The sequence below is a fragment of the Hymenobacter sp. BT730 genome, assembly GCF_030542105.1.
Lineage (GTDB): Bacteria > Bacteroidota > Bacteroidia > Cytophagales > Hymenobacteraceae > Hymenobacter.
On record NZ_JAUOFB010000010.1, the window covers coordinates 20,406 to 46,717 of the forward strand.

Genomic DNA, 26,312 nt, shown 5'->3' on the forward strand with positions numbered 1-26,312 from the left:
AGCAGAACCCTAGGGCAAATTCCTGTGCTTTGCTACCCAGAATATGCCGTATTCTGGGTACATTCCCTTCCTCCCCTACCTGCGGTCACTGCCACCCCAACACTCCCCAACCCATGGATGTACCTCATGCTACCGGCGGTCATCATAAAAAGAAGTGGAAAGAGTACCTGCTGGAATTCTGCATGATTTTTCTGGCCGTCACTCTGAGCTTCTTTGCCGAGAACACGCGGGAGCATTACGTGGAAGGGCAACGGGAGAAAGAATATGCTCGCTCGCTGTATAACGATTTGCGCATCGACACTTTCACCATCCGGCGTACGCTGCAGGAAAAGCGCTGGGCCGGGCAGAAAATCGACAGCCTGCAGCAAATCCTGGAGCAGAACACCGTAGCCCAACACAATGAACTGCTCTATTACTATGAGCGGGTCCTGTTTCTCTTCGATGTATTTACCGCCCAGGATGTGACCTATAAGCAGCTAGTGAGCTCGGGTAATTTCCGCTACTTCAAGAAAGTGGACTTATATAAGCGGCTGTCGGATTACTACAATTTATACAGTCGCTATGAGGCCATGGCGCTAGCAGGCTCGGCGGGCATCGACGACTTTTATACCCTGGAGGCGCAGTGGTTTAATGCCGGAGATATGCGCAGCCTGTATGCCACCAACCCGCATAATTTTTATGAGGTGCTGCATCGCCCCACCCGTCGGTTTGCCCCCGTGCGCCTGAGTGCATACCACCGCAATCTGTTGATTCTGAAGGCCGAGCAAATGCAGTCAGCCAATCGGGCGTCCATTTTCTTTCTAGAGGCACTGCAGGGAAACGCCACGGCCCTGCTTCAGGAATTGAAAGCAGAATATCATTTGAAATAAGCCCCAAAGAAGTAAGTAAGACACGCGCTGTTGCCACTTCCATTACGGAAGAAGCCTTTGGCCCATCACCTTGAAACCACTTCCTATTCATAGATGCTTTCGTTAGAACACTTTATAGGTGCCCCAGAACCCATATGAACACCTTTAGCCAAAACAAGGGTAGGGCGTTCACATTCTGTTGAATTTGGGGAACCTCCTCCTATGAAAACATAAGATTTACTTATTGGACTGGTTTCGTGAACGTGGAGGTTGTTACCCCTCTATCAGGACTAGGCCATCCGCCTTATTTAGACCACCTAATCACGGCGGATGACGGAAGAATTCGTTGCCTCCCGGTACGCCGCTGGCGCCGAGGTAGCCCCGCGCAACGCGTACCCGGAATGGGGTGATGCGGTGCCGCTTGTGGCCCTGTTTGGCAAGCCCTCTCTACCCTTTCGCTGAACTAGCAGTCGGTGCCGATAAGCTCGTCGGCGTGCAAAGCGGCTAAAAAGGGAGCAGGGTCACCCGTGAGTAGCGGGGCATAGCGGGTAATCTTCTCGATGGGCCACTCCCACCAGGCTATAGCTACTAGTTGGGCCGTGATCGCTTCGTCAAACCGTGGCCGAAGCAGTTGTGCCGGGTTGCCTCCCACGATGGTGTAGGGGGCTACGTCGCGCGTCACCACGGCATGGGCGCCAATAATGGCCCCGTCGCCGATGTGCACGCCGGGCAGGATCGTGGCCCGGTAGCCAATCCACACGTCGTTGCCCACGGTCGTGTCGCCCTTCGTCGGGTACGACTTGCCGTCCATGGCTCCGGCCCAGTCCCCGCCGAAAACAGCAAAGGGGTAGGCGCTGACGGCCTCGGTCAGGTGGTTAGCGCCGTTCAGGAGAAACTCCACGCCCGAGGCAATCATGCAAAACTTGCCAATCGTCAGCCGGTCGCCCGTAAAGTCAAACAAGTAGCGCACGTGCTCTTGAAAGCGGTGCACATCTTCCATGTCGTCGTAGTACGTGTACTCCCCGACCGTAATCTGGGGGTGGGTGATTATGTTTTTGAGGAAGCACAACCGCTCGTAACCGGCCAAGGGAAAGACAGTGGAGGGGGCAACAACGGGCATAAGGGCAGACCGAATGAGGGAAGGTGGCAAAGGTAACCGGACGCATCCCGCCTAGCAAGCAAAGCACCGCTGAGCCCGCAGAGGTAAAAGTGTCTAGCCCTATGGCTAGATCGTTACAATATTGGGCTGCTTTTGTTAAACGCCTGACCGCTGGCCCGCACCAGGTGCCCGTGGGCCGCTGCCGGGCCATGCGAGTTGACGAAACGCGTCGACGATGCAACGTTTAGGAAACTGGCCGAAGGGATGAGGTTCGTACACGCGCAACGAGCCGCTTTCCCGGGCCTGGGCAAACTGGATTTTTCGACTCCACGAGATGAGTACTAGGCCGATGATCTTCTGGGTATTCTCTCTTAACGTAATAGTAGTGGCTGTTGCAGAACTCCTCGAGAAGAGTTCCAGTCATGCGGCGATCGGGTGGAAAGACCCTAAAATGGATCTGAAGCCGCGTTTCTGTTGGCGGAAGCGCACGTCCACCGGGTTCGCAATACGAAACTGAGAGTTCTGCAACATCCACGGTCCGAAAGGCAAAAGGAGGAGTTCGACAGGGTTCGGGCACTTATCCGTTTAAGCGGGCCGCGATTCCCATTCTTCTTTTAGCACGGCCATGACGAGTTTGTCGTGAAAGAGGCCCCGTCGGCAGCAGGCCTGCCGTAGGCGCCCCTCCACAGCAAAGCCGGCGTTGGCATATGCCTTGACCCCGCCCGTGTTGGGCTCCGACACGGTGAGCATGATCCGATTGAGCCGGTGCTGGGTAAAACCGAGTGCCAGCACCTGCTTCGTGACGGCAGTGCCCACACCTTTACCCCACCAAGCTTTGTCGCCGATGAGGATAAAGTACTCGCCCGACTGGTTGGTTTCCGAAAGATCTACCAGGCCCGCGTAGCCGATCAACTTGTTCGTCTCGTGCGTATAAATGCCCAGCGTGAGGCCGCGGTCTTCCGCGAGGGTGGCGGCAAACCAGGCCCCGATCTCTTCGTCCGTATGCAGGGACTGGAACTGCGACAAGGAGTATTCGATGACTTCCGGGTCGCGGAGCCACTGAAGGAAACTAGCAACGTGTTCCCGTTGCAACGGAGCGAGTGTGACCATGGCGTTGTTGTACTCCCCGACACTTGGCTGCATAGCGCCGGCAAGCAACTAGGCAGCGCGTTCAGCGAAAGGTCGTGGCTGTTGCAGAACTCCGCGCGGTTCTGTTGCGTGATGCTCATAGAAGTTAACCCTCGCTAAAAAGGCTATTCAACAATTCTTTTACGCAGCCTCAATTGCGTTTTTGCGTGGTTTCTGACTATTAGGCGAGTTCTGTAACAGCCACAGTGAGGTCTTAAACGCGCCCACTACTGGAAAAAGCGCAAACTAAGGGGCAACACATGCCCCTTAGTTTGCTATCATTTTAACATCCACTAGTTGCCGCCACCTTGGCCGTTTCCACCTTCGCCTTGTTTCTGGTCGTCGTTGCGGATGCTGCGCTTGGGGCGGCTGGGCTTGTTTTCCAGCTTGCCAAACCGGTAGCTGAAGGCGGCCCGCACGCCGCGGTTGTACACATAGGTGGTGTTGGTGGACACGGACTGGCCGGTGTCGAAATCGTTGGTCAGCTTGACGTAGGAGCTGAAGGGGTTGTCCGCGTTCAGGGTCAGGTCGCCTTTGCCTTTCCAGAGGTCTTTGCGCAGGCCCAGGGAGTACATTTGCCAGGGCGAGCTGGTGCCCTGCAGCTGAATGCGCGGCGAGTTGAGCATAGCAAACATCTGGAAGCTAATTCCCTTGCCCAGCTTGTAGCCCGAGTTGATGTTGGCCGAATACACCACGCCGCGGTTGCTGGTGTTCAGGGTCTTGCTGCTCAGGTACACGTAGTAGGCGCTGATGTTGCCGCTGATGTCCCATTTCGGCAGGGGCTTGGCCGAACCGAACAGGTTGAGGCCGTAGGTCTGGTTGCGGGCCACGTTGCCATAGGTGGCCAGCACCCGGCCGTTTTCGTCGGTGGTGTACACCCGCTCGATGGCGTTGTTGGTCTGGCGCGAAAACACCGACACGTTGATGCTGGTGCCCTTGGCAAAGGTGTTCCAGTTCAGCTCGTAGTTGTCGGTAAATTCGGCGTCCAGCTCGGGGTTGCCCTGCGAGATGTTGCGCGGGTCCGACTCGTTGCGGTACGGGTTGAGGTAGAAGATGCTGGGGCGCTGAATGCGGCGCGAGTAGGTGGCTCGCAGCGAGGAGCCCGGCTGCTTGAGGTTGTGCGTGAGGGCCACGTTGGGCAGCACGTTGGTGTAGGTCAGGCGGAACTCGTCGTCCTGGTTCTGGAAGTTGCCGCGCAGGTCGGTGCGCTCCACGCGGGCGCCCAGCCGGGCGGTGTATTTCTTGCCCAGGCTGGTAGTGAAGGTGGCGTAGCCGGCCAGCACGTCCTGGTCGTAGTCGAAGTTGTTGGTCAGGCTGGGTTCGAGTTCGAATACGCCGGTACTCAGGTTGGTGCGGAACACCTCGTAGTCACTGAACACGGTGCGCTGAATCATCTTGGCGCCCACCTCCACGGTTTGTTTCTCGCTGATGGGATGCACGTAGTCGGTTTGCAGGGTGCTTTCGAGGTTACGGGCGATGTTGGGGCTTTCCTCGCGGTACTGCGGGTTGTTGAAATCAGGGTTGACGAGCGGAAACTGCGTCACGTCGTAGTCGCGCTGGTTGCGGTTGCGGCTGTGCTGGGCCAGCACGGTCCACTCGCGGCGGCTGTTGGCGCCGAAGCTGCGCGTGTAGGAGCCCAGCAGGTCGTAGCTGCGGTTGGTAGCATCCATCGTCTGCTCGCGGGTGTAGTTGCCAAACAGCGGGCTCGTGCTCGTGGGCTGGCCCTGGTCGAGGGTGTAACGATTGTTGATATCGATGTCGAAGCGGTTCCCGAACAGGGCGGAATTCAAGCTCAGGCTGAGGGCGTGGTTGGGCGCGGGCTCATACTCCAGCCCGATACGGCCCTGGCCGCCCCCGCCCATGCCCTTACCATCGTTGCGCTGATACAGGCGCCCCGTGGTTTCTATAGTTTGACCGGGTTGCCCAACTACCTGGGCGCGCACGCCCCGGTCGATGCGGTCTACTTCCTGGTCGCCGGGGGCGTAGAACGAAAAGGCGTTCAGGCCTGCCGTCACGCCCAGTTTCCCTTTGCGGGCGTTCAGGGTGAAGTTGCCGTTGGAGTTGCGCGTGCCCACGGCCAGGCCCACGTTGCCGTTCACGCCCTGCAGATTGTTTTCCTTCAGCACGATGTTGATGATGCCGGCCGAGCCTTCGCCGTCGTACTTGGCCGAAGGGGAGGTAATGACTTCCACGCTCTTAATCTGGTCGCCGGGCAGCTGCTTGAGGGCCGTGGCAATGTCGCCGGCCACCACGGCCGAGGGCTTGCCGTTGATGAGCACGCGCACGTTGCCGGAGCCGCGCAGCTGCAGGTTGCCGTCGGGGTCCACGCTCACCATGGGGGCCTTGCGCAGCACATCGGCCGCGGTGGCGCCCTTGTTGGTGTTGTCCTGCACGGCGTTGTACACCAGGCGGTCGGGCTTGCTTTCCACCACGGGCCGCTCGCCGGTTACCGTCACCTCGTTCAGCTGCTGGGAGACGGGCGTCAGGGCCACGGTGCCCAGGTCCAGGCTTATTTTGCCTTCGGCCAGGGTCACGGGCTGCGTGAGGCTGCCGTAGCCAATAAAACTCATCTGTAGGCGGTACGCGCCAGCCGCCAGACCCTTCAGGGCGAAGCGCCCTTGGTGATCGGCCACGGTGCCGTCTACGGGCTTGTCGCCGTTGGCGGGCAGCAGGGCCACGGTGGCGTACTCCACCGGCTTTTTGGTGGCACCGTCCACCACCACTCCGCTGATACGGCCGTTGCCGCGCAGGGTGGGCAGGGTTACCAGAGCCGGAGCTGCCGCGCCGGTTGGCCGGGCGGCGGGAGCTGTAGCGGGAGCCTGAGCGGCGACTTCATGGGTTACCAGGCCAGCAAGCACCAGCAGCGGAAGGAAAAGGTGTTTCATCGTATTGCAGAAAACCGGCGAGAAAAGCCGAATGAGAAGGGGAGATGAAAGGGCAGAAAGGGAAACAGCAGGCGGGCCGGTTTCCCGCGAATGATTCAGGTGCTAAAAAGTGTATCGATGCGGAGCGCGCGGTTGCCTCAGGCCTCGTGTCGGCGGCGCAGCAGCCCGTAGCCCAGGGTCAGCACCACGGCAAACCAACCCAGCGACCGCCATTCCGAAGCAGCCAGCGCCCCGTTCACCGCCAGCGCCGATTGGGTGTGGGCGATGGCGCGCAGCGAAAGCAGGGGTGCCGCATAAGGCACCCAACTGATGTATTCCCAGCGCATCAGGGTTAGGGCAGCAATGGTGGCGCCTAGTCCCAGGGCCACCGGCGCCACAAACGAGCGCCACCACAGGCTGGCAATAAATTGAATGGCCAGCAGGCCTAGGGTTGCCACGAAAGTATGCCCCAGCAGAACCAGCAGGGGTCCGAGCGGCAGCGCGTGGTCGAGAAAGTGGAGCTCCGGCCGTAGCAGCCCCAGCAGCAGACCCGAGGCCGCCAGTAGCCCTGCATATACCACTTGGGCCAAGGCGTTCAGGCCCAGCAGCAGGCCCAGCTTGCTGGCAAACAATGCTCCCCGGCCCACGGGCTGGGCATACAGATGCTTCCAGGCGCTGGCCTTGTTCTCGATGTTCAACAGCAGGCTGGTGAGCAGCACCACGAACAGCGGCAGCAACAGGCCGGAGGCCGTTTGCCAGCTTTGCAGCACGTATGCTTGCCAGGGGTTCTGGCCGGGCTTGAGCAAATACTGGCCTTTGAAGTAGTAAATGAGCAGCGACAAAGCCACCGGGAAGGCGCCGCTGAGCAGCGTAAGCCATAGGGCGGCCGTCCCCCGCAGCTTGAGTAAGTCTGATGAAAAGGAGCGGCGCAGCTGGGCGCCGGGGCTGGGCATTTGCAGAGCAGGAAAGGCAGCGTTCATGCGCGTTGGGTGGTTTCGGTGATGTCGAGGAAGGTTTGTTCGAGGCTGGCCTGCTCGCGGCGCAGGCTGTAGAGGGGCTGGCCCGCGCTCACCAGCTGCTGGGCCAGGTAGGCCATTTGCTCCGGGGACTGATAAGGCAGCGCCAGCGTGCCGGGGGCCAGCACCGTGGCCGCGCCCAGGTCCAGGGGCAGCAGGTTGCGGCAGGTGGCCGCGTCGTCGGTTTCGATAACCACCTGCGCCGGGCGGTGCTCCAGGCGCTGCAGCTCGGCCAGCGGGCCCTGAAACACCAGCTCCCCCTGGCGGATAACGCCCACATGGGTGGCCAGCCGCTCTACTTCGCTGATGAGGTGGCTGGAAATGAGAATGGTTTTGCCCAGGTCCTGGCGCAGGTGCCGCAGCAGCTCACGCATCTCCATAATACCGCTGGGGTCCAAGCCGTTGGTCGGCTCGTCGAGGAGCAGCAGCTTGGGTTCGGGCAGCAGAGCCAGGGCCAAGCCGAGGCGCTGGCGCATGCCCAGCGAGTACTCGCGCACCGGCCGGTGAGCATCGGTGCTAAGCTGCACAATGGCCAGTACCTCGGGCGTGCGGGCGGCGGGCAAGCCCCGCAGGCGGCGAGTTACTTCCAGGTTGTCGTGCCCGCTGAGGTGGTCGTAGAGGGAGGGCATTTCAATCAGGGCCCCCACCCTTCCCAACAAGGCCAGCCGGTGCTGAGCCAGGTCGTGCCCGAAGAGGCGCACGGCCCCGGTCGGCGCGGGCAGCAGCCCCAGCAACAGGCGCATCGTGGTGCTTTTGCCCGCGCCGTTGGGCCCCAGAAAGCCGTAGATGCTGGCCGGCGGCACCGCCAGGTTCACGTTGTGCAACACCTGCCGCTGGCCGAAGCAAAACGACAGGTCGTGGGTGGTAATGAGCGGCGAAGGCTGGGACATGAGGGCTGGGAATGGGGAGGGAACTGGCACAAACGTACCGGCCGCAGGGGGACGTTTTTTAAGTAATCAACCAACCCCGTTGCCGGCGCCGGCAACGGCAGACTTCCTCCCACCAATGCCTTTTCCACTCCCCGCCCGCATCCTGGTGGCAACGCAGGGTGGGGGCTGGCTTGTTGGTTGAGAAAAACGCGGTGTTGATTGAAAGGCTCCCCTTAGTCGCACCCGTTCGCTTACCTTGCCAGTGGTTTGGCTCCGCCGCCAGCCGATGCATTCCGCTGGTATGATTGGTTCTATATTTCGTCGGGTATACCAGGCTGTTGCGCAGCTCAGCGCTGGGCCGGCACTAGCGCGCGTCCCCTGGTGGGTGCATGCGTTGTGGCTGACGGTGTTGCTGCTCAGCGACATTATGCAGGTGTATAACCACACCCTGATGAAAGAGGCCTTTCATTGGCCCGTAGTGCTTCGCCGGGCCCTGTTGACCGATGTGCTCGCTTCCATTGTTTTTTACACGAACTGGGTGGTGCTGATACCGCGCACGCTGGGCCGCAGCCGGCTTGGGGCGTATATCCTAAGCGTCCTGTTGCTCATCCTGTTTTACGTGGCCCTGCGCTTAGGCATTTCCCTGCTGCTCAAAGGCGCAGCTGAGGAGAGCAGTAAGCTGACGACCAGCTGGCCCTGGCTCACCGTTCCCTACACGATTTTCGCGCTCATGGGCGTCTTCTTTAGCTCGGGCCTGAAGATAACCGGCGATTACCTGCAGGTGGAGCACAACCGCCGCGAGCTGGAAAAGCAGCAGCTGCTCACCGAGCTTTCGCTACTCAAAATGCAGGTCAACCCCCACTTTCTGTTCAACACGCTCAACAACATCTACTCGCTGGCTAGTCAGAAGTCGGACCGCACCCCCGAAGCCGTGCTGCGCTTGGCCGAAATCATGCGCTACATGCTCTACGACAGCAGCGCCGACACTGTGCCCTTAACCCTGGAGCTCAAGCACCTGCGCTCTTTTCTGGATTTGCAGCGCCTACGCCTGCCGGCCGCCGCCACCGACGCCATCGTGTTTGAGCTGCCCGCCAGCGTGGCCGACACAGCCTGCCCCATTGCCCCGATGTTGCTGTTCCCGCTGGTGGAAAATGCCTTCAAGCACGGCGACCTTTCGGCCCGGCCGGTGGTGGCCATCGAGTTGCAGTTCCCCGAGCCGCATCGGTTGCACTTTTTGGTGCGGAACCCCGTAGCGCCTCCCACCCTGCTCCTGCCGGCTCAGCCCGGCGGCGTAGGCCTCACCAACTTGCACCGCCGCCTAGAGCTGCTGTATCCCGGGCGCCATACCTTAACCATCACCGAACGAGGCGGCCAGTACCTCGTGGAGATGGTGCTCCACATTGTCTGATTCTCTGCTTTCCCTCGCCCATGCGCCCGCTCACCTGCGTAATTATCGACGACGAACCCCTGGCCCTAGATGTCCTGGCCGGCTACTGCGCTCAGGTGCCCATGCTGGAACTGAAAGGGCGCTTTCACGATGCCTTAGAGGCCCTGACCTTCGTGCAGTATACGCCGATTGACCTTGCTTTTGTCGACATTCACATGCCCCGCATCACCGGCCTGCAACTGGCCCAGCTCCTGCCCCGGCCCGGCCCGCGGGTAGTGTTTACCACGGCCTACCACCAGTATGCTGTGGAGAGCTACAGCCTTAGCGCTACCGACTACCTGCTCAAACCCATAGCCTTCGAGCGGTTTTTGCAGGCCGTGAACAAGGTGCGCACCGCGCTGTTCACCGGCCAGCCGCTACCCCTCCCGCCTCCGGCACTGGCCGAGCCCGCCGCACCCGCTTCCGCCGCTGCTCCCGATGCCATGTACGTTAAAACCGAGCACCGTCTGCAACGCATTGCCTTTGACGACATCCTCTACATTGAGGGCCAGAAAGAGTACTTGATGTTGTACACCGAAAGTGGCAAAATCATGACGCTGCAGTCCTTTTTGCGCGTCGAGGAAGTGCTGCCCCCCGAACGGTTTGCGCGCATCCACAAATCCTACATTGTCGCCCTTAACCGCATCGAGCACGTGGAGCGTGGTAAGGTGCAGGTAGCCGGCCGGCTGCTGCCCATCGGGGACACCTACCGCGATATCTTTAACCTGCGCATCCGAGCCCAAAATCTACTATAATACTGAGCTGGTCTTTCGATCAGGTAGACGTATAAGCGCTCCGCCACCGAACCGAGGCTCATGTAAGCTTCCCTGACTTTTTGCACTGCCCTGCTGGCCACCTGCCGCCAGTGTCTTTTTTCTACTGTTGCCAACATGCCCGCCCAAGCCCTTTCTATTCGACCCTTTATCGGAGCCCGAGACTTCGCCGTTTCGCGCAGTTTCTACCGTGCCTTCGGTTTCACCGAACGGGTTCTCTCCCCCAGTATGTCGTATTTCGGGCTTCAGGGCGTCGGCTTTTACCTGCAGGATGCCTACGTGCCCGATTGGGTGGATAACACCATGCTGTTTTTAGAAGTAGCGGATGTGGAGCAGTACTGGACGGAACTAGCGGCCCTGGACCTACCCAGTCAATACGAGGGCGTACGCCTTCTGCCTATTCGGCAGGAAGCCTGGGGTAAGGAGGGTTTCGTCCACGACCCTTCCGGCAACCTGTGGCACATCGGCGAGTTTAACCAAGGATAGAACCCGCCTTACCGCTGGCCGCTTTGCTTTCCCCTTATAGAAGACTGGCTGGGACTCGCTACGCGTGACGGACGGGCGATTTTAAGTTACTTGGTATGGCTTCGTTGGCCTGACCCACGCGGGACCTGGAGCAAACAGGATTTTAGGGGCAGTGAGGGGAGGAAAATAGTTCCTGCTCCCTCTGGGTTTTATCCCTTAACGTAATGGCAGGTATCAGACGAGCCTGGGAATAACACACCTTTGCTCGGCCTCACTCCTCCGGCTTAGCTGTAGTACTTTGCGGCCGTATCATTAAGCTCCGCTTGCATGAGGTTTCCAGGCGTCTGTTTCCTTGTCCTAACTCTTTGGCTTCTGTGTCCACAAGGTCATGCCGAGCCCTCTCCTCAACGCGTGAGCCTGCTACGCGTGGTGCAATCCTCCTTTGGTGAAGAAATAGAGTGGCGCGTGACCTCTGATTCTATTAAAGTCACAATCTCTCGGTTCTGGGAAGAGGGATCTACCAAAAGCGATACGGTTTTTGTTCGGCGGATCAGTCCTCCACAACGTGATTGGCTATTAGCCTCCTTTGATGCCACCTATCTTTCCGCCATTTCGCCTTGCTACGAACGTACGGGGGGTATTACCCATGGAATGACCTACTACATCGGTATTCACAAAGGGCAGCAGGTGCAAGCAACGACCATCTACAAACGGAAGGTTGCTTTCTTTTATCAATTTTGTCAACGCCTGAACCGTCTACTCCCACTACCCTATCAGATAGGCTATACCAATGCCTATTTTAAGCAGTAACGGCCTAGTTATTGGCCCAAAGGCTTGTTGCTAGCCAGAAGATAATGGTATGGAAATACCCCTCAGACCCTGTTTTAAGATCCGATAAGTTTGAGGTAGCAGCTTGTCACATTTTACAAACGGTGGTTTCCATAAAGTGACAAGCTCGAGTATTAAATCCCGACCGTAAGTAGATTTCATGCAAACCTATTTTACTAGAATGACTGCCGCCTACAAAGTACTTATCTGTCAACGAGCTACTGGGCACGTGATGAATGCCGACGCCCAAACGGTTTTCTTGCAGGTGGCAGGAAAGGAAGCAGTCCTGCCCTATCGCCACTTTGAATCCTTAGCAGAAGCAGAGCAGTTCGCCTGGCAGTTGTATCAGCAGGACTCGAGTCTTGAAATGGCGCTCTATTTTGGCAATGACTATCTCCATATGATTCCACCTATCGAAGTATCCAATTGTTAAGGGTGCTGCTGCATCTTAGAACGATGATTTAAGCAGCTGGTGTCTTTCGGATAAGGTCCGATAAATCGGCCTTCCCGAACCATATAAAGGGCTGAAAATTAGTATATATAAGGATCAATTATTTTAGATTGAAAAGTTGTTTGGTAGGAAGCAAGAAGACAACTAGTTTTACAACTAAAATTACAACCGAAAAAAGTTCAATAAATACAACATGATCTACACGGTAGGCGGCATTAAAGGCGGCAGCGGGAAGACTACTATTGCTACGAACCTGACAGTATACTTGCTCCAACAGGGTCGAGATGTCATTCTTATTGATGCCGATGATCAGGAGTCATCAACAGACTTTACCTCCTTCCGACACCAAACGCTGACTGGGGACTTAGGCTATACCACAGTCAAAGTAACAGGACGAGAACTCAATGCCCAGGTACAGCGCTTGGCCTCCAAGTGCGATGATATCGTCATTGACACGGGTGGTCGTGACACCGTTAGCCAGCGCTCTGCTCTGACCATCTCTCATGTGTACTTAGTACCCTTTGCTCCTCGCTCACTGGATATCTGGACACTGCGCAAAGTTGAGAACCTGATTGCTGAGGTGGCACCATTCAATCCACAGCTGCGCTCACTGACTTTCATTAACAAAGCTGATCCCCGTGGCACTTATAGAGAAGAGGCCGCTGAATTACTGCGAGGTTCCGAATACCTACAATTTCTGGAAGCATCTGTCGGCAATCGTATCTCCTTTGCTAATGCGGCAGCATCCGGTTTGGGTGTATTGGAAATGAAACCTGCTGATGAAAAAGCAGTGGCCGAGATTAAAGAGCTGTGTGCTAGCGTACAAAATGCTATGGCCGCTTCTGTTTCTAAAACTTAATTTGGAACTTAATTTACAACTAAATCTAGTTGTTCTGATTGAAGCAATAACACAACTTATTTAGCCATCAATTATCATGAAGAAACCAAAACTCGGCCTCCCTCCTACTACGCCTACTCCGCTGTCCAATACAGCCATGCAGGACATGATCAATAAAGGAGGATCGGTTCTGGAAACGCCGGCGCCTATTGCAGCGAAACTGAAGCCTGATGAGGATAAGCTTAAGTCCTTCACCTTTAAAATATACGAAAGTGAACTGGCGCAAATTCGTGCCATTCAGGATAGCTTACCCAAGCGTGACAGGATATCTATTCACGACTTTGTTGTTGCAGCGGTAAAAGAGAAAATCACCAAAGAGAATAAGAAACAGAACTAATTCAACGTGCGAATCAGGTTGTGATTTTAGTTGTAAATTAAGTTGTAAAGTCAGGCGTTGCTAGTTGGTGTTTTAGCGACTTGCCGTGTTGCTCGAGCATAAATTCTCGAAAGGGCGTCATATTATCCGTTTGCCGACTTATCTCTAGAGCTGTAAAGTACGCGGCTTTGTCTTCCCGAAAGACCACGGTTAGCGGTTGGCCATGAAAGCGTTCCACATAATTCATCAGTAAGCGGGAGGTACGGCCATTACCGTCATTGAATGGGTGGATACTAACCAGTTGTTGATGGGCATCAAAAGCCACATGTAACTGCTCCTGCAGGCTGCTAGCCTGCAGCATGCGTGTACTGAGCTGTTGGGTGAGCTGCTCCACTAAGGCAGGTACCTTCTGCGCATTTGGGAACGAACTTGCTCCCATGATGGAAACCTTATCCAAACGAAAGTCGCCGCGGCTAGCATCAGTACTGCCTAGAATGCTATTGGTCTTCAGTCCCGTAGTGCGCATCACCGTGCCGGCGAGTTTCTGCAGCAGACTAGGCGTGGGAAGCTGGTGCTCATCTGCAAGGCCCAAGGCAAGATCCAACGCCTGCGCATGGTCTGCCAACATGTCGTAGCCTTCCCATGGGAGGCTCTTATCTACCTTGGCTTCATCGCCTACTAAGAAGTTAAAGGCCGACTGCACTGTTACCCGTGACCCCTCAATCATGGTGGAGTGTGCCGAGACCATTACATGGTTCAGCTGCTCCCGGGATATCTGCTCTATTGGGCTTAATTGCTGCACTAAAGCAGTCAGTCGTTCAATCTCTTCCCAACTCATGCGGCCATGGCTTGGCGCAGGCTGTCTACGTCGACAGTGGCAAGCGATACGGGGTACTCTAAGCCTGAGACATGAATGACCTGGTGTGCCCAAGAGGCAAGGTCATGTGCGTAGATAATTGGTCGGTCGGCTGCATCATGGTAGACGGTTTTACCCAGCATAAATGCTTCTACGCTGGCCCGTAGCGGCGCCGGCACCTCGTCAAGGGCTTTGTCCCGTGGATTGATAATTAAATGCGTGAGGTAGGCCCGGAGTACGCGATAAGCTTCTTGATCGTGAGGATTCATAGCAGGGGAGGAGGGGACCAGTGGTTATGAGCTGATTTTAGCAGCTGTTTTCAGCCCGAGGACGGTAAGAAGCAGACCTGCTGGGTTCTTATCCGCTTTGATCTTGTCGGTCTTTAGGCGGTACATAAATTTGAACAACTCGTTTACGAGGTTCTCATCGCTGATGATTTGGCTGACCAGCTTCAAATCCTTAATGCCCAGTGACTCCAAGTGGCGACGGGCCATTAGAATCTTAGCCTCCTCAGGCGTATCCTCAAAGGGAATGGGCAGTTGCTTTGGTTTTTGTTTAGAAACATAAAAGCGGACGGCATGGAAGGAACGGCCTTGCTTGAGCAGGGTGTAGCCAATCTTGAGCTCCGTATTCTCATTGATCTGTCGAACAGCAATGTCCAGGACTTTGGCCTTCAAGTCACTGATGCGTTGAAATTGCTCTGGTTCTTTCCCTTTGGGGTCTTTCAACTTGAGCATGAGCTTGAACTCATCCAGGTCATAGGTCTTGGTTTCCCCGATATCTTTCCATTGGCTAACTAGCTGGTAAATACGCTTAGCATACTTACTGGAAATCTTCAGGGCGGAGAAGAGCTGGAACGAGGTGAAGTTATTCTTCAACTCAAATAAATAGGGACGGATATCTTCTGAGAGCCGAATACGCAGAAACCCCTGACCCTTTACATACTCTACCTTCTGAAACATCCAGAGCTGCACATACGATTGTTCATTCTCTACCTCGAACATGCGCGAACCCATGGATTCTGTTGCTTCTCGCAGTTGCTTATAGTGCCATTCCCTCCCCGTCATAGCCACTACCTCATTCATATGAATTTGGTACTCCTGATTGGGATGATCTTCCCGACGGAGTTTAGATAGTAGGAAGAATAATAAGTCTAGCTGACAGGCCGTATAATCATATCGTGCTGTCGTGATGGCATTGTGTTGCCGAACTTCCAATGATTCAGATGGATCCATAACACGGGGGATAGGCAGCAAATATAGGAATGAGCCGAAAAACTACAATGCTTTTTATAGGGCGTTTTTAACTGATAAAAAGTCGTAGTTAGACTTTAATACAGCTGATAAAAGGTCGTTTTTAACTGATAAAAAGTAGTTTTTAACTGATAAAAGGTCGTTTTTAACTGATAAAAAGTCGTAGCATATGCTTGTAACTAGTATATAATCAATGAGTTGGCGCCTCTGCAAATAGACAAATACTTAAAAATACACAAGTTGTTGACTCATGCGCAAGAACAATAAGATAGCTTTTAGGGAGAGGGTATATCATCAAAATGACTTCCACAAAACAGCAAAACAAACGGCACAAGAAAGTCCAAAACCGCACTAAGTGATTGTACTATTCTAATACTTAATTATACTTTATTGGCCTAATGAATTGATAGCGAGTACTAACTATCACTCCAGTATTTACCATATTTGTAAACTTTACTAGTTCACAAATCGGCTCGTTACAAGCTAATTAGGTAAAGTAAGATTACCAGAGGCAACGTTTAGGGAGTAGATCAACTTTTTGTTGACGCTTATTACGACTTTTTATCAGTTCGATACCAGCAACGGAGAACAAGGTAGGCATACCTTTCCAACATCATATTAGTAACGCACTGCTCTAATTGACTAACTGATAAAAAGTCGTTTTTCAGATTGGCTTGTTTGCTGTGCCTTAGCAAAGAAAGGTGCGCTTCGAATCGGACCGAGCTTATGCACCTGTGGCACTTCTTCTTTCCGTTGGTACCTATCAGCTCGAGAGTATACATTACTAGCGTATACTCCATTATTATCGGTAGAAAGCCGTTGTTCCGCGGGCAGCATATGGGCGAGGAATAGGGTCGATCTTATGCTACTTCAAGTACTACTTGAAGTAGGCAACTGTAAGCACGATACCCATCGCGCCGGAAATTCCATTGCTTGGAAACAAATGGCTCCTACAGCTTTGATATACTCATCGCTTGGAAAAAGTCAATTCTTACTATTGACTACTTTTTCTTCCCTTTTTCCCGTTAAAATGTGGACACAAAAGCACTGGTTCCATGACGATTCTCCTACGAAATCATCCTTTCTTATAGAAGAGCCTATGAGCTGCTCGGTCACTCGGACTTAGGTAGCACAAAACCGATCGTATTCGGCTGTTAAACCCGTGGGGTAGGGATTGGGTGCAGTTGGTCTAAATATGCCTTTTGCAGCTAGATGGCCGTATTTTTAGCCGTAGAAAAGCCTTCGTGTCGTGTGGCCGCACCGCAACGCTTTCCAGCGACCATTTTACGGGAGATTCCATGCGCCCACGCCATGTCCACCGCCGGGCAGACTATGTAATAACTACGGCGCCACAGGCGCTTTTACAGGGGGCTTAGAAGCGAACCAAAAGGAGACCGAGAAATCGCATGTGCTTCTGGGAAACATGCCTGCCGATTTTATAAGAATAAGACAAAATCCTTCCCTAAACCGTACCATCAGCCCAAAATCGCCGGCAAAACACGCGATGGACCGCTCTAAGGCACCTATCGCCATTTGTCGGAAGTGCTTGCGACATTGCTACAAGTACTTGTGACAATGCGAGAAGTACTTGTAGCATTGTCACAAGTACTTCTCGCATTGTCGCAAGCACTTCCGACAATGGTGGAAGTACTTGCGACAAATGGCGATCTCGGCCGCGCCTAACCCAATGCCCTCCCCAGCGACACTAAAAAAACGCCTGGAATATGATTTCCTGCACGTTTTCGGCTATCTTGGCGACTTGGATGGAGCATTCCCTCCACACGCTCCAGCGGACTAGTCCCTCCGCGGAGCGACTAGTCCACTTCTTTCGCTTTCTCCTTTTTCTGGATGGAGCGTTCCCTCCAATGCTTTTGGCCATGCCTTCGACCAAGCCGACTACGACCCGAGAATCGATCCTGCACGCGGCCGCCGTTATGTTCGGCGATAAGGGCTTGGTGCACACCACCACCGAGCAGCTCATCCAGGCCGCCGGCTGCTCGACCGGTACCTTCTATCGCTGCATTGGCCGCAAGGAGAATCTGGTGCATGTGGCTTACGAGTACGTGGACGAGTTCCTGGGCCACACCGCTGGTCGCTGGCCCGACCACTGGGTGCCGACTCAGGACGAACGCTATAATGAGCTGCTGGGCCTCTGGGTCGGGGTGGCCGCCCGCGCCCTGGAGCAGCCCCGCTATTTTTACTTCTGGCAGCAGTACCGCAGCTCCACCTATGGCGAGGAGCGCCTACGGGAAGAGGGGTGGGTCTTGGGCCCTTTCCATGACCGGGTCCAGCCCATCCTGCAGCAGCTGCTCTTGGAGGTGCCGAAGGCCTTAGAGCCGCGGCCGGTCAGCACCGAGCTGGCCGGCCTGCTCTGGATCGGGCAGTGGACGGCCGTGCTGGCCTATAGCCAAGCGCGCGCGGGCATCGAAATCGACACCCGGCTCCCGATCATGGCGCAAGCCTTTCAGGCCTGGTGGATGGGGCTGCAGCTCGGGCCCCTGCCGCGGCCCGCGGCGATGCCCGTGGTGGAAGAATTTCCGCCCAAATATGGGTTCTATCAGGCCCCGCGCCCGCGTTAACTCACTCGCAGACGCTGGCGTTGACCCAGCCGGCTCGCGCTCCTCGAGCACGATGCCGGCTTGACGGTCGCAGGGCCCCGGCTGCCAGAGGCGTTGGAAGGCCGTGCGGGCATGGCGGACGAGCTCCCCGGTGTCCTGGGTAGCCATGGGTAGGGTCAACCCGGTAGACGCGGAATATGGAGGTATTTTTAGGCCAAATGGGACGGGCTTCCACCGACCGGCAGGTGGTGGGCCTCCGCCCCCTCAAGAAAGCCTTCACCTCGGGAGTCTGCTTTAGCATTAGGTCCGACACGGCCGATTTATCGGACCTTATCCTGAGCTTGTCACTTCCCTTGACACACCTGAATCAGGAACGCTAGCCTTCGCTTATCTAAGTTTAGGATGAATGTGACTGATGGTAGGACGCCAACAGCTGAAGCGAAATCAAATAATCCGTCTCCACTTCCACGATCTGAATCCGTTTAAAAAGAAAAGTGTCTTCTTCCAACCACTGGCCTTTCGTACTTAGGAGCTGTAGCCGAAAGGACTGGCGATTCACCTGGCGCACGATCCCCACCAGACAGGAATCATCCCGCAAGTAGATGGCGATTAACTGTTGATTCAATCGCCATCCCTCAAACAGGTCCACTTCGCTGGCGAGGGTTAAGTGGGGGCTCGCGCCTGGTACTTTTTCCTTTAGCCGCAGAACAGTTTCCACCTGCTCCTCCGACTCGGTTCTTTCCGCCCGTAACACAGCCTCGTTTCGCACAAGTCGGTACCCATCTAGGGCATAATCCACTGGGATGCTCTGGAGTAAAGTTCTTATGGCCCCGACAGTGAGAACTAACCCTGAAAAAGGCTGATAGCCTCTTAATTTGAAGGAATACACCTGCTGGGGAATTGGCTGTTGGCTTTGTATCATTAATCGAATTAGCAGTATTAAGTTGGGCTTTGAAATCAGGTCCACTAACCTTCTCTTATCGGACCTTATCCGAAGAGTAGCAATCTGCCTTTCTGCTGGACCTGCTCCGAAAGACGGTATCTTTCCCACCTATCCTAGGGGGCTGCCATGACCGAATTCAAAAACGATTTGCTACACCTCGCGCGTGACTTGAGTATAGCCGAGGCAGAGTTTGCCGCCGTTGGTATTCATTCTTGGCCTGCTATCATGCACCGGATAAAAACCACGTTTTTTATCCAACACGATTCTAGCACTTCCTATTCCTGGTCCTGGGATAACCTAAAAAAACCTTACTGTCAAGTGCCCTTTGCAAATGGGCAGGCTTACAAGGTTTTGCCGAGCCTCGTGGAGGAATCGGAGAGGGTATGGTTTGTCGCGTGTGACACGAAGTTCTGGCTTTTTGAAGGCACTGTCCAAGCCATCCAGCGCCTGATCCAGGAACATTACGCCTTTGAGTATTATCTCGTTTCTAAAAAGTATGCGTGGCTACTGTGCGAAACAGACCATGACGTACTGCTGGGTGCAGGAAGCATGATGCCCAAGATGCGCCCGCTGCTATCTGGGCAACTGGAGGGGGAAATCAGCACCGCGGGGGGAGACCGTAAAGAGGGGGAGAAATAACCTTGCGCTATCGCTGATCTTAACATAGGAACTGCTACCCCAGGCTTATCGGACCTTATCTAAAGTGTATTTGACCTCAATGCCCCCGCTGATACTTGGGTTCTATAATCACGGCCTGTTGCATCGGATTCAGGTTATCAAAGAGGTACTTATGGTTAAACTGTAAATTGTGGACGATATCCTCCATACGGGGGTTGGTAGCCGCCTGTGTCTCGGGCTTGCGCAAGCGGATTTTGATTTGATACACATACGTCTCGTTCACATAGAGCATCAAGCAATCGTCGTAGGTTAAACCAGCGTGTTGCGTTACTAAATGGGCCTCGTATAGGGTGTGTTGGTCAAAAACCTCCTTTACCAGTCCTTCTGATTCTATGACGTCCGACTCCTGCAGGACTAGTTGGTAACGCCCTTTGGCTACCGCATCGTGAGGCTGAGGAACGTCTGCGCGGCCATAGCGAATAATTTCTATCCGTTCATCGGTACGAGGCTGGCTGCCTGTGGCGACAAAAAAAACGGAGTCAGTCTCCTGATAGCGCCACTCGATGGGAAGACAAATGAGATCTTCGTCAGCATAAAAGACTTGCCACTCTTTGGTGGGCAAGGACCTAGTGCGGGTAATATCAAACTTGGTTACTTGAATGGTATCGTGACTCTCGAGGCCAGCAGATTCCTGGTCACCAGCAGTTGGTTGACAACCGATGCCACTCAGCGACGAGCATATCACCAAGCTAATTTTGGCAAAAGGAAGCAGCGCAGGACGCAAGGTAAAGAACATAAAAAGGCGCTACCCTGTACTGAATAGCTCTTTCAAAAGTACAACTCAGACCGGATTAAATAGGAATAGACGTAAACTACCACGTTTCCAAGGAGTGTCCGCGATCTAATTATATGTTAAGGGATGAAAACCAGACGAGGCCCAGAGTACTTGTACTTTCCTACTGTCCCCAAAATACAGTTTGCCTGAGCCAGTGAAAGGGAAGTAAGGCCCATAGGGAGGTGCCGCTGGATTGTTTAATCATAAAGACAGGGGAGCGATAACAGGCACCGATTTTTGACGGCTTTGCCCCGGTAGCTTTTGGCGTCTACCACATGGGGTTGTTCGCAGGCTTTCCAGTGGGCCAGAACTCCCGGAACGATGTCTTCGCTGTCGGGCACCCTACCCGTCATCCAGTCGTCAAAGCCAAAGTGTTCCAGTCAATAAGATGTGGTATCAGTGGAATGATTCATCGGTCAAGAAAGGTTAGAGCACCGCACACGCTATCCTAGCTTAGGGAGCAAGCAGTACACTTGACCCAATCACTTCTGGATTGCAACTCAGGCCTCTATAACAAGCGTTGCTTCTGGGTACAGCTCGGGCTCTGGCATCCGGTCCTTGAGCAGACGGCCCATGAGTTGCAGGCTTTGCTCCACCCGCTCATCAAAGGGAAGTCCATAACTCAGCCGCAGACAGTGGGTGTACTGCGGTTGAATGCTGAACAGGCGCCCGGGGGCAATGACAATCTGGTGGTCCAGCAACGCATGGTAGAACTGCGTTGTGTCAATTTCCCGGTTCAACTCCACCCACAGAAGAAAGCCGCCCAGCGGCTGGCTTACCTTGGTATCTGGTGGGAAGGAGGCCAGAATCGTCTGTTGGTAGCGCGCGCAATTGAGGGCTAGGGTCTGCCGCAGACGCCGCAAGTGCAGCTCATAGCGGCCCGTGGCCAGAAAGTTGCCGACCGCCTGCTGGGTCAGCGCGGGCGAGCGGCCCGCCCGGCATTTCTTTAACCGCAGAACGGCTTCCAGGTAGTGCCCGGGAGCTACCCACCCTACCCGGTATCCAGGCGCCAGGGTCTTGCTCACCGAACTACACCACAGCACCCAGCCCTGCCGGTCATACGCCTTACACGGTTTGGGGCGGTGTGCCCCAAAATGCAGGTCACCGAATAAATCGTCTTCAATCAGGGGCACCTGATAGTGTTCCAGCAGGTGTACGAGTTGCTGCTTGTGCTCGTCCGGCATACAGCAGCCGATGGGATTGCTAAAGTTGGGGGTGAATAAGCAAGCCTGTACCTGGCCCTGCTCCAGATGCTGGGCCAGGGCCACCAGGTCCACGCCGGTGACGGGGTCGGTGGGCAGTTCGAGCAGCTGCAGGCCCAAGGACAAAGCCAATTGCAATACCCCGAAATACACGGGACTTTCCACGGCGATGGTATCCCCGGGCTTAGTTACCGCCGTTAAGCAAAAGGCTAAGGCGGAAGTACAGCCTTCGGTCGTTACCAAGTCTTCGTGGGTAAGGGTACTTCCCCAAAACAACGCATAGCGGGCAATCTGACGCCGTAGTAGCAGGTTGCCTTGCAAAGGTTCGTAGCTAGTACCCGCATGGGGCAGCTCCCGCTGCGCCTGGAGCAGTGCCTTATTCAGTTTGGTAATGGGCAGCAGGGCGGGCGAAGGTCCCCCTTGGGAAAAGAGTAAACGATCTGGCGTGGCTACCTGCTCAAAGACCTGCGCCAGTAGTGAATCCACGTCCTCTTCCCGGGGTACGGCCGGCACCCGGTGCGGGGCGGGGCGGCCCGGTAGCGCGGACGCCCGGTGCTCTCCCCGTACGTAGTACCCCGATTGGGGCTGCGCTTCAACTAGCCCTCGCGATTCCAAGGCGTAATACGCCTGCAGAATGGTGCTGATACTCAACTTCATCTCCTGACTCAGCGTCCGCACGGAAGGAAGCTTTTGCCCCGTTTGCAGCAGACCTTGCTGAATCTGCTGTTCCAGCTGAGCGGCAACCACCAAGTATTTATGCGCTGGTGGGCCTACGGCATCTGATTTCATAAGCAAGGGCAGAATGTCCTGGGCGGTTCACTACAGCGAAGGGAATTCGCCGCGGAAACAACCGTTTTACAGTGGTCGCCAAGGTACGACTCTGCTGGAAGCTATACACCCATACAGAAAGCGATTATCAGACCAGTACAGCTGTTTTTACGGCTCCCAGTCGCGTGGGCTGTCTGACTTGTTTCCGGGCCGCCGCTGCAGACCCTCTGCCCAAACTGTACTGGCCCAATTCACGAGAAAGTGCCTCTGTTTCTGTCCCGCAGGGACCAAGAATTTTGTGCCAGCCTTTCACCCTCCTAGCATGCCGGATGACCCTGCCCCTTGAAATTATCGCGTATGCGCCCTGCTTTCAACTCCACTTTGCGCGGTTAAACAAAGCTTGGCTGCAAGAACACTTTGTGGTCACGCCCCTGGATGAGTACGAACTCGCCCATCCACAAGAGTCCATTTCACAATTGGGGGGCACTATCCTGGTAACTCGCGAGGGCACCGACATCATTGGTGTGTTGGCGCTGAAGACCATCAGCGCAGTCTCCGGGTGAGAGACCCTTGAAAAGCCCCGTAGTCAAGCCACAGACCCGAAACCAAGCATAAATCATCGACCAAGGCCAAAAACACAGCCCTAGCAGGCGAATGGCAACTTGCCTGCTAGCCACGCTGGCAGTTCGGCGACCATCTCTGACCGGCATGCAAGCTGATTTGGGGCGAGTCGAAGGTATCCCCTAGTTAGTTAACCCTACCCCAGCTTCAATTTACTCCATCTACTCACCCCCAATGGCAATGGAAACATCTTTCTTCTCGCATAAAGAGCCCGTTCGTCTGGACTTTCCCAACGTCTTCAAAGCCCTCGGCGCGGCAGTGTCCTACCTGCTGTTCAAGTCAGCCGCCAAGCGGGCCAACTGGCGTAGGGATGGCTTCGGGGGCAAACGGTTGGGTAAGACAAATCACAGGGGCCCTGTTGCCTGAGGGCAGGAGGGCATGCAGGTAGTGGCGGTAGCGTGTGACGCCGGAGAGGCTGCTACCGGTCAGCTCCACAGTTTCGGTGACGGACAAGCCCTTGTCCAGCGCCTTCTTGAACTTACTCAGATTCTTACTAGAAACAGAAAATAACGGTAGGGAAAGCCAATTAGCTGGGTGTTGGCCGGCTCCCGTTTAGGGCGGGGCAGCTCTTCAAGCCAGCAGCTTCCAGATGCTTTTTGGTACGCTACTTCGGGGACAATCTATACGCCCTGGTACCCTCACTTTTACTACAGGTCAAAACCGCCGATGGAAACATATATCGTGGATTCCTTTACCCAAGAGCCTTTTAAGGGCAATCCGGCCGGGGTGTGCTTTCCCCGGCAGGAGCTAGGCGTAGCGAGCATGTTGAAAATGGCGCAGGAATTCGGGCTTTCAGAGACGGCCTTTGTCTGGGAAACGGATACGGATGGCCTATATGCCATCCGCTATTTCTCGCCGAAGCAGGAGATTCCCTTGTGCGGCCACGCCACCCTAGCCGCCGCCAAGGTGCTGTTTACAAAAACACCCCAAAAGGAAATTCACTTCCTCACCCACGAACAGGTCAACTTAGGTATTACCTGCCGGGGCGAGGACATCACCATGGCCTTTCCGGTGTATGATACCGTGGCGGCCACGGCGCCGGCGTTGCTGCTGGCCGCCTTGGGGTTGCCGACGGTCGTCAACTCCGCGTTTAGCCCCAAGAATAAGATTCTGCTCCTGGAAATAGCCGACGAGCAGTTGCTCGCCGCGCTCCAGCCCGACTTCAACGCGCTGCTGCGCTCCTATACCGGCATCAACGGCGTGTTGGTGACGACCGCCAGCCAGGGGGCATACGACTACCATTACCGGTATTTTTGGCCCTGGGCCGGCACCAACGAGGACCCCGTCACCGGCGGCGTACAAACGTTTCTGGCCAAGTACTGGGCCACCCGGCTGCACAAGCGGGTGATGCAGGCATTTCAAGCCTCCCGCCGCACCGGCTATATGCAGGTGGAGTTGCTTGCCGATACGGTCTTGCTCACCAGCCAGGCGTGCATCGTCTTCGAAGGCCAGTTGGTGGCCGACGCTGAGTAGTACTATTTCATCCGCTCCCCATGCTGGTAGACACCCTGAAATTGCTCTTCGACCGCGACCTGCAGAAGCTGCAAGAGGAGATCGAAGCCTATCCAACCGAACCAGCGCTGTGGTGCCGGGCACCGGGCATCCGCAACTCGGCCGGCAACCTGTGCCTGCACGTGCTGGGCAACCTGAATACCTACATCGGTGCCGAACTGGGCCAAACCGGCTATAGCCGCGACCGCGACCGGGAGTTTTCCGCCCAGGGCATCCCCCGCGCCGAATTGCTGGCCGGCATCGCCGCGACCCGGCGCGTGGTCGAAGAAGCCCTCACGCCCCTGCCCGACGCCCAGCTCGCCACCCCCTACCCGGAGGTGGTATGGCAGGCCCCTACTTCCTTGGGCTACCTGCTGGTGCACCTGACCACTCACCTGGCTTACCATCTGGGGCAAATCAACTACCACCGCCGCTTGATGGATCAGGGGTAGAATGGGAGCTGGACCGGAAAACAACCCGCAGGAAAAACGGAAGTGAGGAACGTCTCAGAAAACGAACGGTTATCGGAATCTATCCACGCGGTTGTCACCGCTCTTCTAGGAGCGTTCAATAAATGTTATAAAGTGATAAGCTGAAGCGTAATACCCGTTGAACATCCGTTTTTTCGAGACGCCCTGTCCGCCCATGCCCCTTGACTCTCCACCCAAGCCGAGCGCGTCCTGCGCCAGCACTTTCACCTGACGGGGCTGACCGCGAATTTGTCCAGCGTCAACGCCACGACAGCAACCGCCTAGGCGAGAACACCTTCCCCAGCCAGGTAAACGGGCTACGCAGCCTGCAAAAGCTGCTGGAAACGACTTCCTGTCATTTTCCCCCACTGCTATAAGAAGGCCAAGCTGCGACAGCCTGCTGGTGGTGCGCAGCTAAGATATATCGTCATACTCCCTACCACATGAAGCCAAACACCTTTCGGTCGTTGCGAAGCCGCAATCTCCGGCTCTACTTCGCGGGCCAAGCCCTGTCACTGCTGGGTACCTGGATGCAGAAAGCGGCCGTGAGCTGGGTGGTGTACTCGCTCACCCACTCCAAGCTGCTGCTGGGCGTGAGCGTATTTGCCGCACTGTTTCCGGCAGCGGTGTTTTCGCTGGTGGGCGGCGGGGTGGCCGACCGCTACAACCGCTACCGGGTGCTGCTCACTACGCAGGTGCTTTCCATGGCCCAGGCAGCGCTGCTGGCCCTCACCGTATACCTGTGGCCCGGCAATGTGTGGGGCATCATCGGCCTGAGCGCGGTGCTGGGCGTCATCGATGGCTTCGACGTGCCGGCCCGGCAGTCGCTGGTGCATCAGCTCGTAGCCGACGAGCAGGATGTGCCCAATGCCCTGGCTCTCAATTCGTCGCTCGTCAACCTCTCCAAACTAATCGGCCCGGCTGTAGCAGGCTTTGCCATCGAGCGCATCGGGGCCACGGCCTGCTTCGGGCTGAACGCGCTGAGCTTCGGTGCCGTCATCGGTTCGCTGCTGGCCCTGCGGCTGCCCGCCTACGAGGTAACGCCGCGTAAGAAAAACATCCTGGGCGAACTGCGCGAGGGCCTGCATTACCTGCGGGCCACGCCCCACCTCCGCTTCGTAGTGCTGATGCTGGCGCTGGTGAGCTTGCTGGCGCTACCTTTCACCACCCTTATGCCGGTGTATGCTAAGGACCTTTTCCACGGCACGGCTACCACGTTCGGGCTGCTGGACGGCGCCATCGGGGCGGGCGCGTTCGTGGGGGCGCTGTACCTGGCCTCGCGCCCGCCGGGCACCAACCTCAACCGGGTGCTGATGCGCAGCATGTTCGTGTTCGGGGCCGGGCTGGTGTTGTTTTCTCACGCGCCGTATTTCTGGCTGGCGCAGCTATTTGTCGCCCTGGGCGCGTTCGGCATGATGGCGCAGGTCACGCTCAGTAACACGCTGCTGCAAACCACGGCCCGGCCCGACATGCGGGGACGGGTCATCAGCTTCTTCGTGCTGGCCTATACGGCCATGGTGCCGCTGGGCAGCCTGCTGGTAGGCTGGGCGAGCCAGCACCTCGGGGTGCAAAATGCCGTGCTTGGTCAGGGCCTGGCGGCGCTGCTGCTGGGCGGCCTGCACTGGCGCGAGTTGCACAACCAACCGGTAGTGCCGACCGCGCTGCCGCTGCAAGCGACTTCCACGCAAGGGCTGGAGCTGTCGAGTGGATGACCGC

28 protein-coding genes are annotated in these 26,312 nt (G+C 55.9%); 17 read left to right on the forward strand and 11 right to left on the reverse strand.

Going from position 1 to position 26,312, the window contains the following annotated elements; genetic code table 11:
- The first annotated feature begins 113 nt into the window (after positions 1-113).
- Positions 114-869 carry a hypothetical protein gene (locus Q4G72_RS17100; RefSeq protein WP_303312647.1) on the forward strand — a complete coding sequence of 252 codons (756 nt, stop codon included), beginning with the start codon at positions 114-116 and terminating at the stop codon, positions 867-869.
- A gap of 309 nt (positions 870-1,178) precedes the next feature.
- Complete coding sequence (locus Q4G72_RS17105) at positions 1,179-1,310, forward strand: hypothetical protein (protein ID WP_303312648.1); 132 nt, start codon at positions 1,179-1,181, stop codon at positions 1,308-1,310.
- Position 1,311: 1 nt separating this feature from the next.
- Here the strand turns inward: Q4G72_RS17105 and Q4G72_RS17110 are convergent, their stop codons facing one another.
- The 5 genes from Q4G72_RS17110 to Q4G72_RS17130 all read right to left on the reverse strand — a co-directional run bounded on the left by Q4G72_RS17110 (position 1,312) and on the right by Q4G72_RS17130 (position 7,845).
- Entirely contained in the window at positions 1,312-1,968 is a 657-nt protein-coding gene (locus Q4G72_RS17110) for a CatB-related O-acetyltransferase (RefSeq protein WP_303312649.1), read from the reverse strand.
- A 564-nt stretch (positions 1,969-2,532) separates the two neighbouring features.
- Positions 2,533-3,090: a GNAT family N-acetyltransferase gene (locus tag Q4G72_RS17115; protein WP_303312650.1), complete on the reverse strand. Its 558-nt coding sequence runs from the start codon at positions 3,088-3,090 to the stop codon at positions 2,533-2,535.
- A gap of 278 nt (positions 3,091-3,368) precedes the next feature.
- Positions 3,369-5,960, reverse strand: a complete 2,592-nt coding sequence (locus tag Q4G72_RS17120; RefSeq protein WP_303312651.1) for a TonB-dependent receptor domain-containing protein — start codon at positions 5,958-5,960, stop codon at positions 3,369-3,371.
- Between the two features lie 137 nt (positions 5,961-6,097).
- On the reverse strand, positions 6,098-6,919 hold the full coding sequence (locus tag Q4G72_RS17125) for an ABC transporter permease (RefSeq protein WP_303312652.1): 822 nt from the start codon (positions 6,917-6,919) through the stop codon (positions 6,098-6,100).
- Positions 6,916-7,845 (reverse strand): ABC transporter ATP-binding protein, encoded by a 930-nt coding sequence (locus Q4G72_RS17130; RefSeq protein WP_303312653.1) that lies wholly within the window; start codon positions 7,843-7,845, stop codon positions 6,916-6,918. The genes Q4G72_RS17125 and Q4G72_RS17130 overlap by 4 nt, the downstream gene beginning before the upstream one ends.
- Before the next feature lie 280 nt (positions 7,846-8,125).
- On the opposite strand from Q4G72_RS17130, the gene Q4G72_RS17135 reads away from it, so the two are divergent.
- The 7 genes from Q4G72_RS17135 (at position 8,126) to Q4G72_RS17165 (ending at position 13,002) form a co-directional block, all read left to right on the forward strand.
- Positions 8,126-9,232 carry a sensor histidine kinase gene (locus tag Q4G72_RS17135; protein WP_303312654.1) on the forward strand — a complete coding sequence of 369 codons (1,107 nt, stop codon included), beginning with the start codon at positions 8,126-8,128 and terminating at the stop codon, positions 9,230-9,232.
- A gap of 20 nt (positions 9,233-9,252) precedes the next feature.
- A complete protein-coding gene (locus Q4G72_RS17140; RefSeq protein ID WP_303312655.1) occupies positions 9,253-10,005 on the forward strand; it encodes a LytR/AlgR family response regulator transcription factor in 753 nt (250 codons plus the stop codon).
- A 135-nt stretch (positions 10,006-10,140) separates the two neighbouring features.
- Positions 10,141-10,509, forward strand: a complete 369-nt coding sequence (locus Q4G72_RS17145; RefSeq protein WP_303312656.1) for a VOC family protein — start codon at positions 10,141-10,143, stop codon at positions 10,507-10,509.
- Between the two features lie 390 nt (positions 10,510-10,899).
- On the forward strand, positions 10,900-11,298 hold the full coding sequence (locus Q4G72_RS17150; RefSeq protein WP_303312657.1) for a hypothetical protein: 399 nt from the start codon (positions 10,900-10,902) through the stop codon (positions 11,296-11,298).
- Between the two features lie 199 nt (positions 11,299-11,497).
- Positions 11,498-11,749, forward strand: coding sequence for a hypothetical protein (locus tag Q4G72_RS17155; RefSeq protein ID WP_303312658.1), 252 nt, complete (start codon positions 11,498-11,500; stop codon positions 11,747-11,749).
- A gap of 211 nt (positions 11,750-11,960) precedes the next feature.
- Positions 11,961-12,626 carry a nucleotide-binding protein gene (locus Q4G72_RS17160; protein WP_303312659.1) on the forward strand — a complete coding sequence of 222 codons (666 nt, stop codon included), beginning with the start codon at positions 11,961-11,963 and terminating at the stop codon, positions 12,624-12,626.
- Positions 12,627-12,702: 76 nt separating this feature from the next.
- Positions 12,703-13,002: a hypothetical protein gene (locus Q4G72_RS17165; protein WP_303312660.1), complete on the forward strand. Its 300-nt coding sequence runs from the start codon at positions 12,703-12,705 to the stop codon at positions 13,000-13,002.
- 37 nt (positions 13,003-13,039) lie between these two features.
- Here Q4G72_RS17165 and Q4G72_RS17170 read toward each other — a convergent pair whose 3' ends face one another.
- Genes Q4G72_RS17170 through Q4G72_RS17180 form a run of 3 tightly spaced genes read right to left on the reverse strand, consistent with a single transcriptional unit; the run spans position 13,040 to position 15,072 of the window.
- Positions 13,040-13,819 carry a Fic family protein gene (locus Q4G72_RS17170; protein WP_303312661.1) on the reverse strand — a complete coding sequence of 260 codons (780 nt, stop codon included), beginning with the start codon at positions 13,817-13,819 and terminating at the stop codon, positions 13,040-13,042.
- Complete coding sequence (locus Q4G72_RS17175) at positions 13,816-14,106, reverse strand: hypothetical protein (RefSeq protein WP_303312662.1); 291 nt, start codon at positions 14,104-14,106, stop codon at positions 13,816-13,818. Before Q4G72_RS17175 ends, Q4G72_RS17170 begins: the two co-directional genes overlap by 4 nt.
- Positions 14,107-14,130: 24 nt before the next feature.
- Positions 14,131-15,072: a replication initiation protein gene (locus Q4G72_RS17180; protein ID WP_303312663.1), complete on the reverse strand. Its 942-nt coding sequence runs from the start codon at positions 15,070-15,072 to the stop codon at positions 14,131-14,133.
- A gap of 1,895 nt (positions 15,073-16,967) precedes the next feature.
- On the opposite strand from Q4G72_RS17180, the gene Q4G72_RS17185 reads away from it, so the two are divergent.
- Positions 16,968-17,669, forward strand: a complete 702-nt coding sequence (locus Q4G72_RS17185) for a TetR/AcrR family transcriptional regulator (protein ID WP_303312664.1) — start codon at positions 16,968-16,970, stop codon at positions 17,667-17,669.
- Between the two features lie 197 nt (positions 17,670-17,866).
- A complete protein-coding gene (locus Q4G72_RS17190) occupies positions 17,867-18,028 on the forward strand; it encodes a hypothetical protein (protein ID WP_303312665.1) in 162 nt (53 codons plus the stop codon).
- 17 nt (positions 18,029-18,045) lie between these two features.
- On the opposite strand, the gene Q4G72_RS17195 is transcribed toward Q4G72_RS17190, so the two are convergent.
- Positions 18,046-18,570, reverse strand: coding sequence for a hypothetical protein (locus Q4G72_RS17195; RefSeq protein ID WP_303312666.1), 525 nt, complete (start codon positions 18,568-18,570; stop codon positions 18,046-18,048).
- A 147-nt stretch (positions 18,571-18,717) separates the two neighbouring features.
- Between Q4G72_RS17195 and Q4G72_RS17200 the strand changes: the two genes are divergently transcribed.
- Positions 18,718-19,230: a DUF6756 family protein gene (locus Q4G72_RS17200; protein ID WP_303312667.1), complete on the forward strand. Its 513-nt coding sequence runs from the start codon at positions 18,718-18,720 to the stop codon at positions 19,228-19,230.
- Between the two features lie 76 nt (positions 19,231-19,306).
- On the opposite strand, the gene Q4G72_RS17205 is transcribed toward Q4G72_RS17200, so the two are convergent.
- Positions 19,307-20,005 (reverse strand): hypothetical protein, encoded by a 699-nt coding sequence (locus Q4G72_RS17205; RefSeq protein ID WP_303312668.1) that lies wholly within the window; start codon positions 20,003-20,005, stop codon positions 19,307-19,309.
- Positions 20,006-20,544: 539 nt separating this feature from the next.
- Positions 20,545-22,035: an aminotransferase-like domain-containing protein gene (locus tag Q4G72_RS17210; protein ID WP_303312669.1), complete on the reverse strand. Its 1,491-nt coding sequence runs from the start codon at positions 22,033-22,035 to the stop codon at positions 20,545-20,547.
- A gap of 308 nt (positions 22,036-22,343) precedes the next feature.
- Here Q4G72_RS17210 and Q4G72_RS17215 point away from each other — a divergent pair, with 308 nt between their 5' ends.
- From Q4G72_RS17215 to Q4G72_RS17235, 5 genes are all read left to right on the forward strand, one after another.
- Entirely contained in the window at positions 22,344-22,577 is a 234-nt protein-coding gene (locus Q4G72_RS17215) for a hypothetical protein (protein ID WP_303312670.1), read from the forward strand.
- A 724-nt stretch (positions 22,578-23,301) separates the two neighbouring features.
- On the forward strand, positions 23,302-24,108 hold the full coding sequence (locus Q4G72_RS17220; protein ID WP_303312671.1) for a PhzF family phenazine biosynthesis protein: 807 nt from the start codon (positions 23,302-23,304) through the stop codon (positions 24,106-24,108).
- A 20-nt stretch (positions 24,109-24,128) separates the two neighbouring features.
- Entirely contained in the window at positions 24,129-24,578 is a 450-nt protein-coding gene (locus tag Q4G72_RS17225) for a DinB family protein (RefSeq protein ID WP_303312672.1), read from the forward strand.
- 200 nt (positions 24,579-24,778) lie between these two features.
- Positions 24,779-24,973 carry a hypothetical protein gene (locus Q4G72_RS17230; protein ID WP_303312673.1) on the forward strand — a complete coding sequence of 65 codons (195 nt, stop codon included), beginning with the start codon at positions 24,779-24,781 and terminating at the stop codon, positions 24,971-24,973.
- Between the two features lie 66 nt (positions 24,974-25,039).
- Positions 25,040-26,308 carry an MFS transporter gene (locus tag Q4G72_RS17235; RefSeq protein ID WP_303312674.1) on the forward strand — a complete coding sequence of 423 codons (1,269 nt, stop codon included), beginning with the start codon at positions 25,040-25,042 and terminating at the stop codon, positions 26,306-26,308.
- Positions 26,309-26,312: the final 4 nt, after the last annotated feature.

Coding starts and splice junctions, on each gene's coding strand:
- Q4G72_RS17100 (WP_303312647.1), top strand. CDS start 114: ATGGATGTACCTCATGCTACCGGCGGTCATCATAAAAAGAAGTGGAAA.
- Q4G72_RS17105 (WP_303312648.1), top strand. CDS start 1,179: ATGACGGAAGAATTCGTTGCCTCCCGGTACGCCGCTGGCGCCGAGGTA.
- Q4G72_RS17110 (WP_303312649.1), bottom strand. CDS start 1,968: ATGCCCGTTGTTGCCCCCTCCACTGTCTTTCCCTTGGCCGGTTACGAG.
- Q4G72_RS17115 (WP_303312650.1), bottom strand. CDS start 3,090: ATGCAGCCAAGTGTCGGGGAGTACAACAACGCCATGGTCACACTCGCT.
- Q4G72_RS17120 (WP_303312651.1), bottom strand. CDS start 5,960: ATGAAACACCTTTTCCTTCCGCTGCTGGTGCTTGCTGGCCTGGTAACC.
- Q4G72_RS17125 (WP_303312652.1), bottom strand. CDS start 6,919: ATGAACGCTGCCTTTCCTGCTCTGCAAATGCCCAGCCCCGGCGCCCAG.
- Q4G72_RS17130 (WP_303312653.1), bottom strand. CDS start 7,845: ATGTCCCAGCCTTCGCCGCTCATTACCACCCACGACCTGTCGTTTTGC.
- Q4G72_RS17135 (WP_303312654.1), top strand. CDS start 8,126: ATGATTGGTTCTATATTTCGTCGGGTATACCAGGCTGTTGCGCAGCTC.
- Q4G72_RS17140 (WP_303312655.1), top strand. CDS start 9,253: ATGCGCCCGCTCACCTGCGTAATTATCGACGACGAACCCCTGGCCCTA.
- Q4G72_RS17145 (WP_303312656.1), top strand. CDS start 10,141: ATGCCCGCCCAAGCCCTTTCTATTCGACCCTTTATCGGAGCCCGAGAC.
- Q4G72_RS17155 (WP_303312658.1), top strand. CDS start 11,498: ATGACTGCCGCCTACAAAGTACTTATCTGTCAACGAGCTACTGGGCAC.
- Q4G72_RS17160 (WP_303312659.1), top strand. CDS start 11,961: ATGATCTACACGGTAGGCGGCATTAAAGGCGGCAGCGGGAAGACTACT.
- Q4G72_RS17165 (WP_303312660.1), top strand. CDS start 12,703: ATGAAGAAACCAAAACTCGGCCTCCCTCCTACTACGCCTACTCCGCTG.
- Q4G72_RS17170 (WP_303312661.1), bottom strand. CDS start 13,819: ATGAGTTGGGAAGAGATTGAACGACTGACTGCTTTAGTGCAGCAATTA.
- Q4G72_RS17175 (WP_303312662.1), bottom strand. CDS start 14,106: ATGAATCCTCACGATCAAGAAGCTTATCGCGTACTCCGGGCCTACCTC.
- Q4G72_RS17180 (WP_303312663.1), bottom strand. CDS start 15,072: ATGGATCCATCTGAATCATTGGAAGTTCGGCAACACAATGCCATCACG.
- Q4G72_RS17185 (WP_303312664.1), top strand. CDS start 16,968: ATGCCTTCGACCAAGCCGACTACGACCCGAGAATCGATCCTGCACGCG.
- Q4G72_RS17190 (WP_303312665.1), top strand. CDS start 17,867: ATGGGACGGGCTTCCACCGACCGGCAGGTGGTGGGCCTCCGCCCCCTC.
- Q4G72_RS17195 (WP_303312666.1), bottom strand. CDS start 18,570: ATGATACAAAGCCAACAGCCAATTCCCCAGCAGGTGTATTCCTTCAAA.
- Q4G72_RS17200 (WP_303312667.1), top strand. CDS start 18,718: ATGACCGAATTCAAAAACGATTTGCTACACCTCGCGCGTGACTTGAGT.
- Q4G72_RS17205 (WP_303312668.1), bottom strand. CDS start 20,005: ATGTTCTTTACCTTGCGTCCTGCGCTGCTTCCTTTTGCCAAAATTAGC.
- Q4G72_RS17210 (WP_303312669.1), bottom strand. CDS start 22,035: ATGAAATCAGATGCCGTAGGCCCACCAGCGCATAAATACTTGGTGGTT.
- Q4G72_RS17215 (WP_303312670.1), top strand. CDS start 22,344: ATGACCCTGCCCCTTGAAATTATCGCGTATGCGCCCTGCTTTCAACTC.
- Q4G72_RS17220 (WP_303312671.1), top strand. CDS start 23,302: ATGGAAACATATATCGTGGATTCCTTTACCCAAGAGCCTTTTAAGGGC.
- Q4G72_RS17225 (WP_303312672.1), top strand. CDS start 24,129: ATGCTGGTAGACACCCTGAAATTGCTCTTCGACCGCGACCTGCAGAAG.
- Q4G72_RS17235 (WP_303312674.1), top strand. CDS start 25,040: ATGAAGCCAAACACCTTTCGGTCGTTGCGAAGCCGCAATCTCCGGCTC.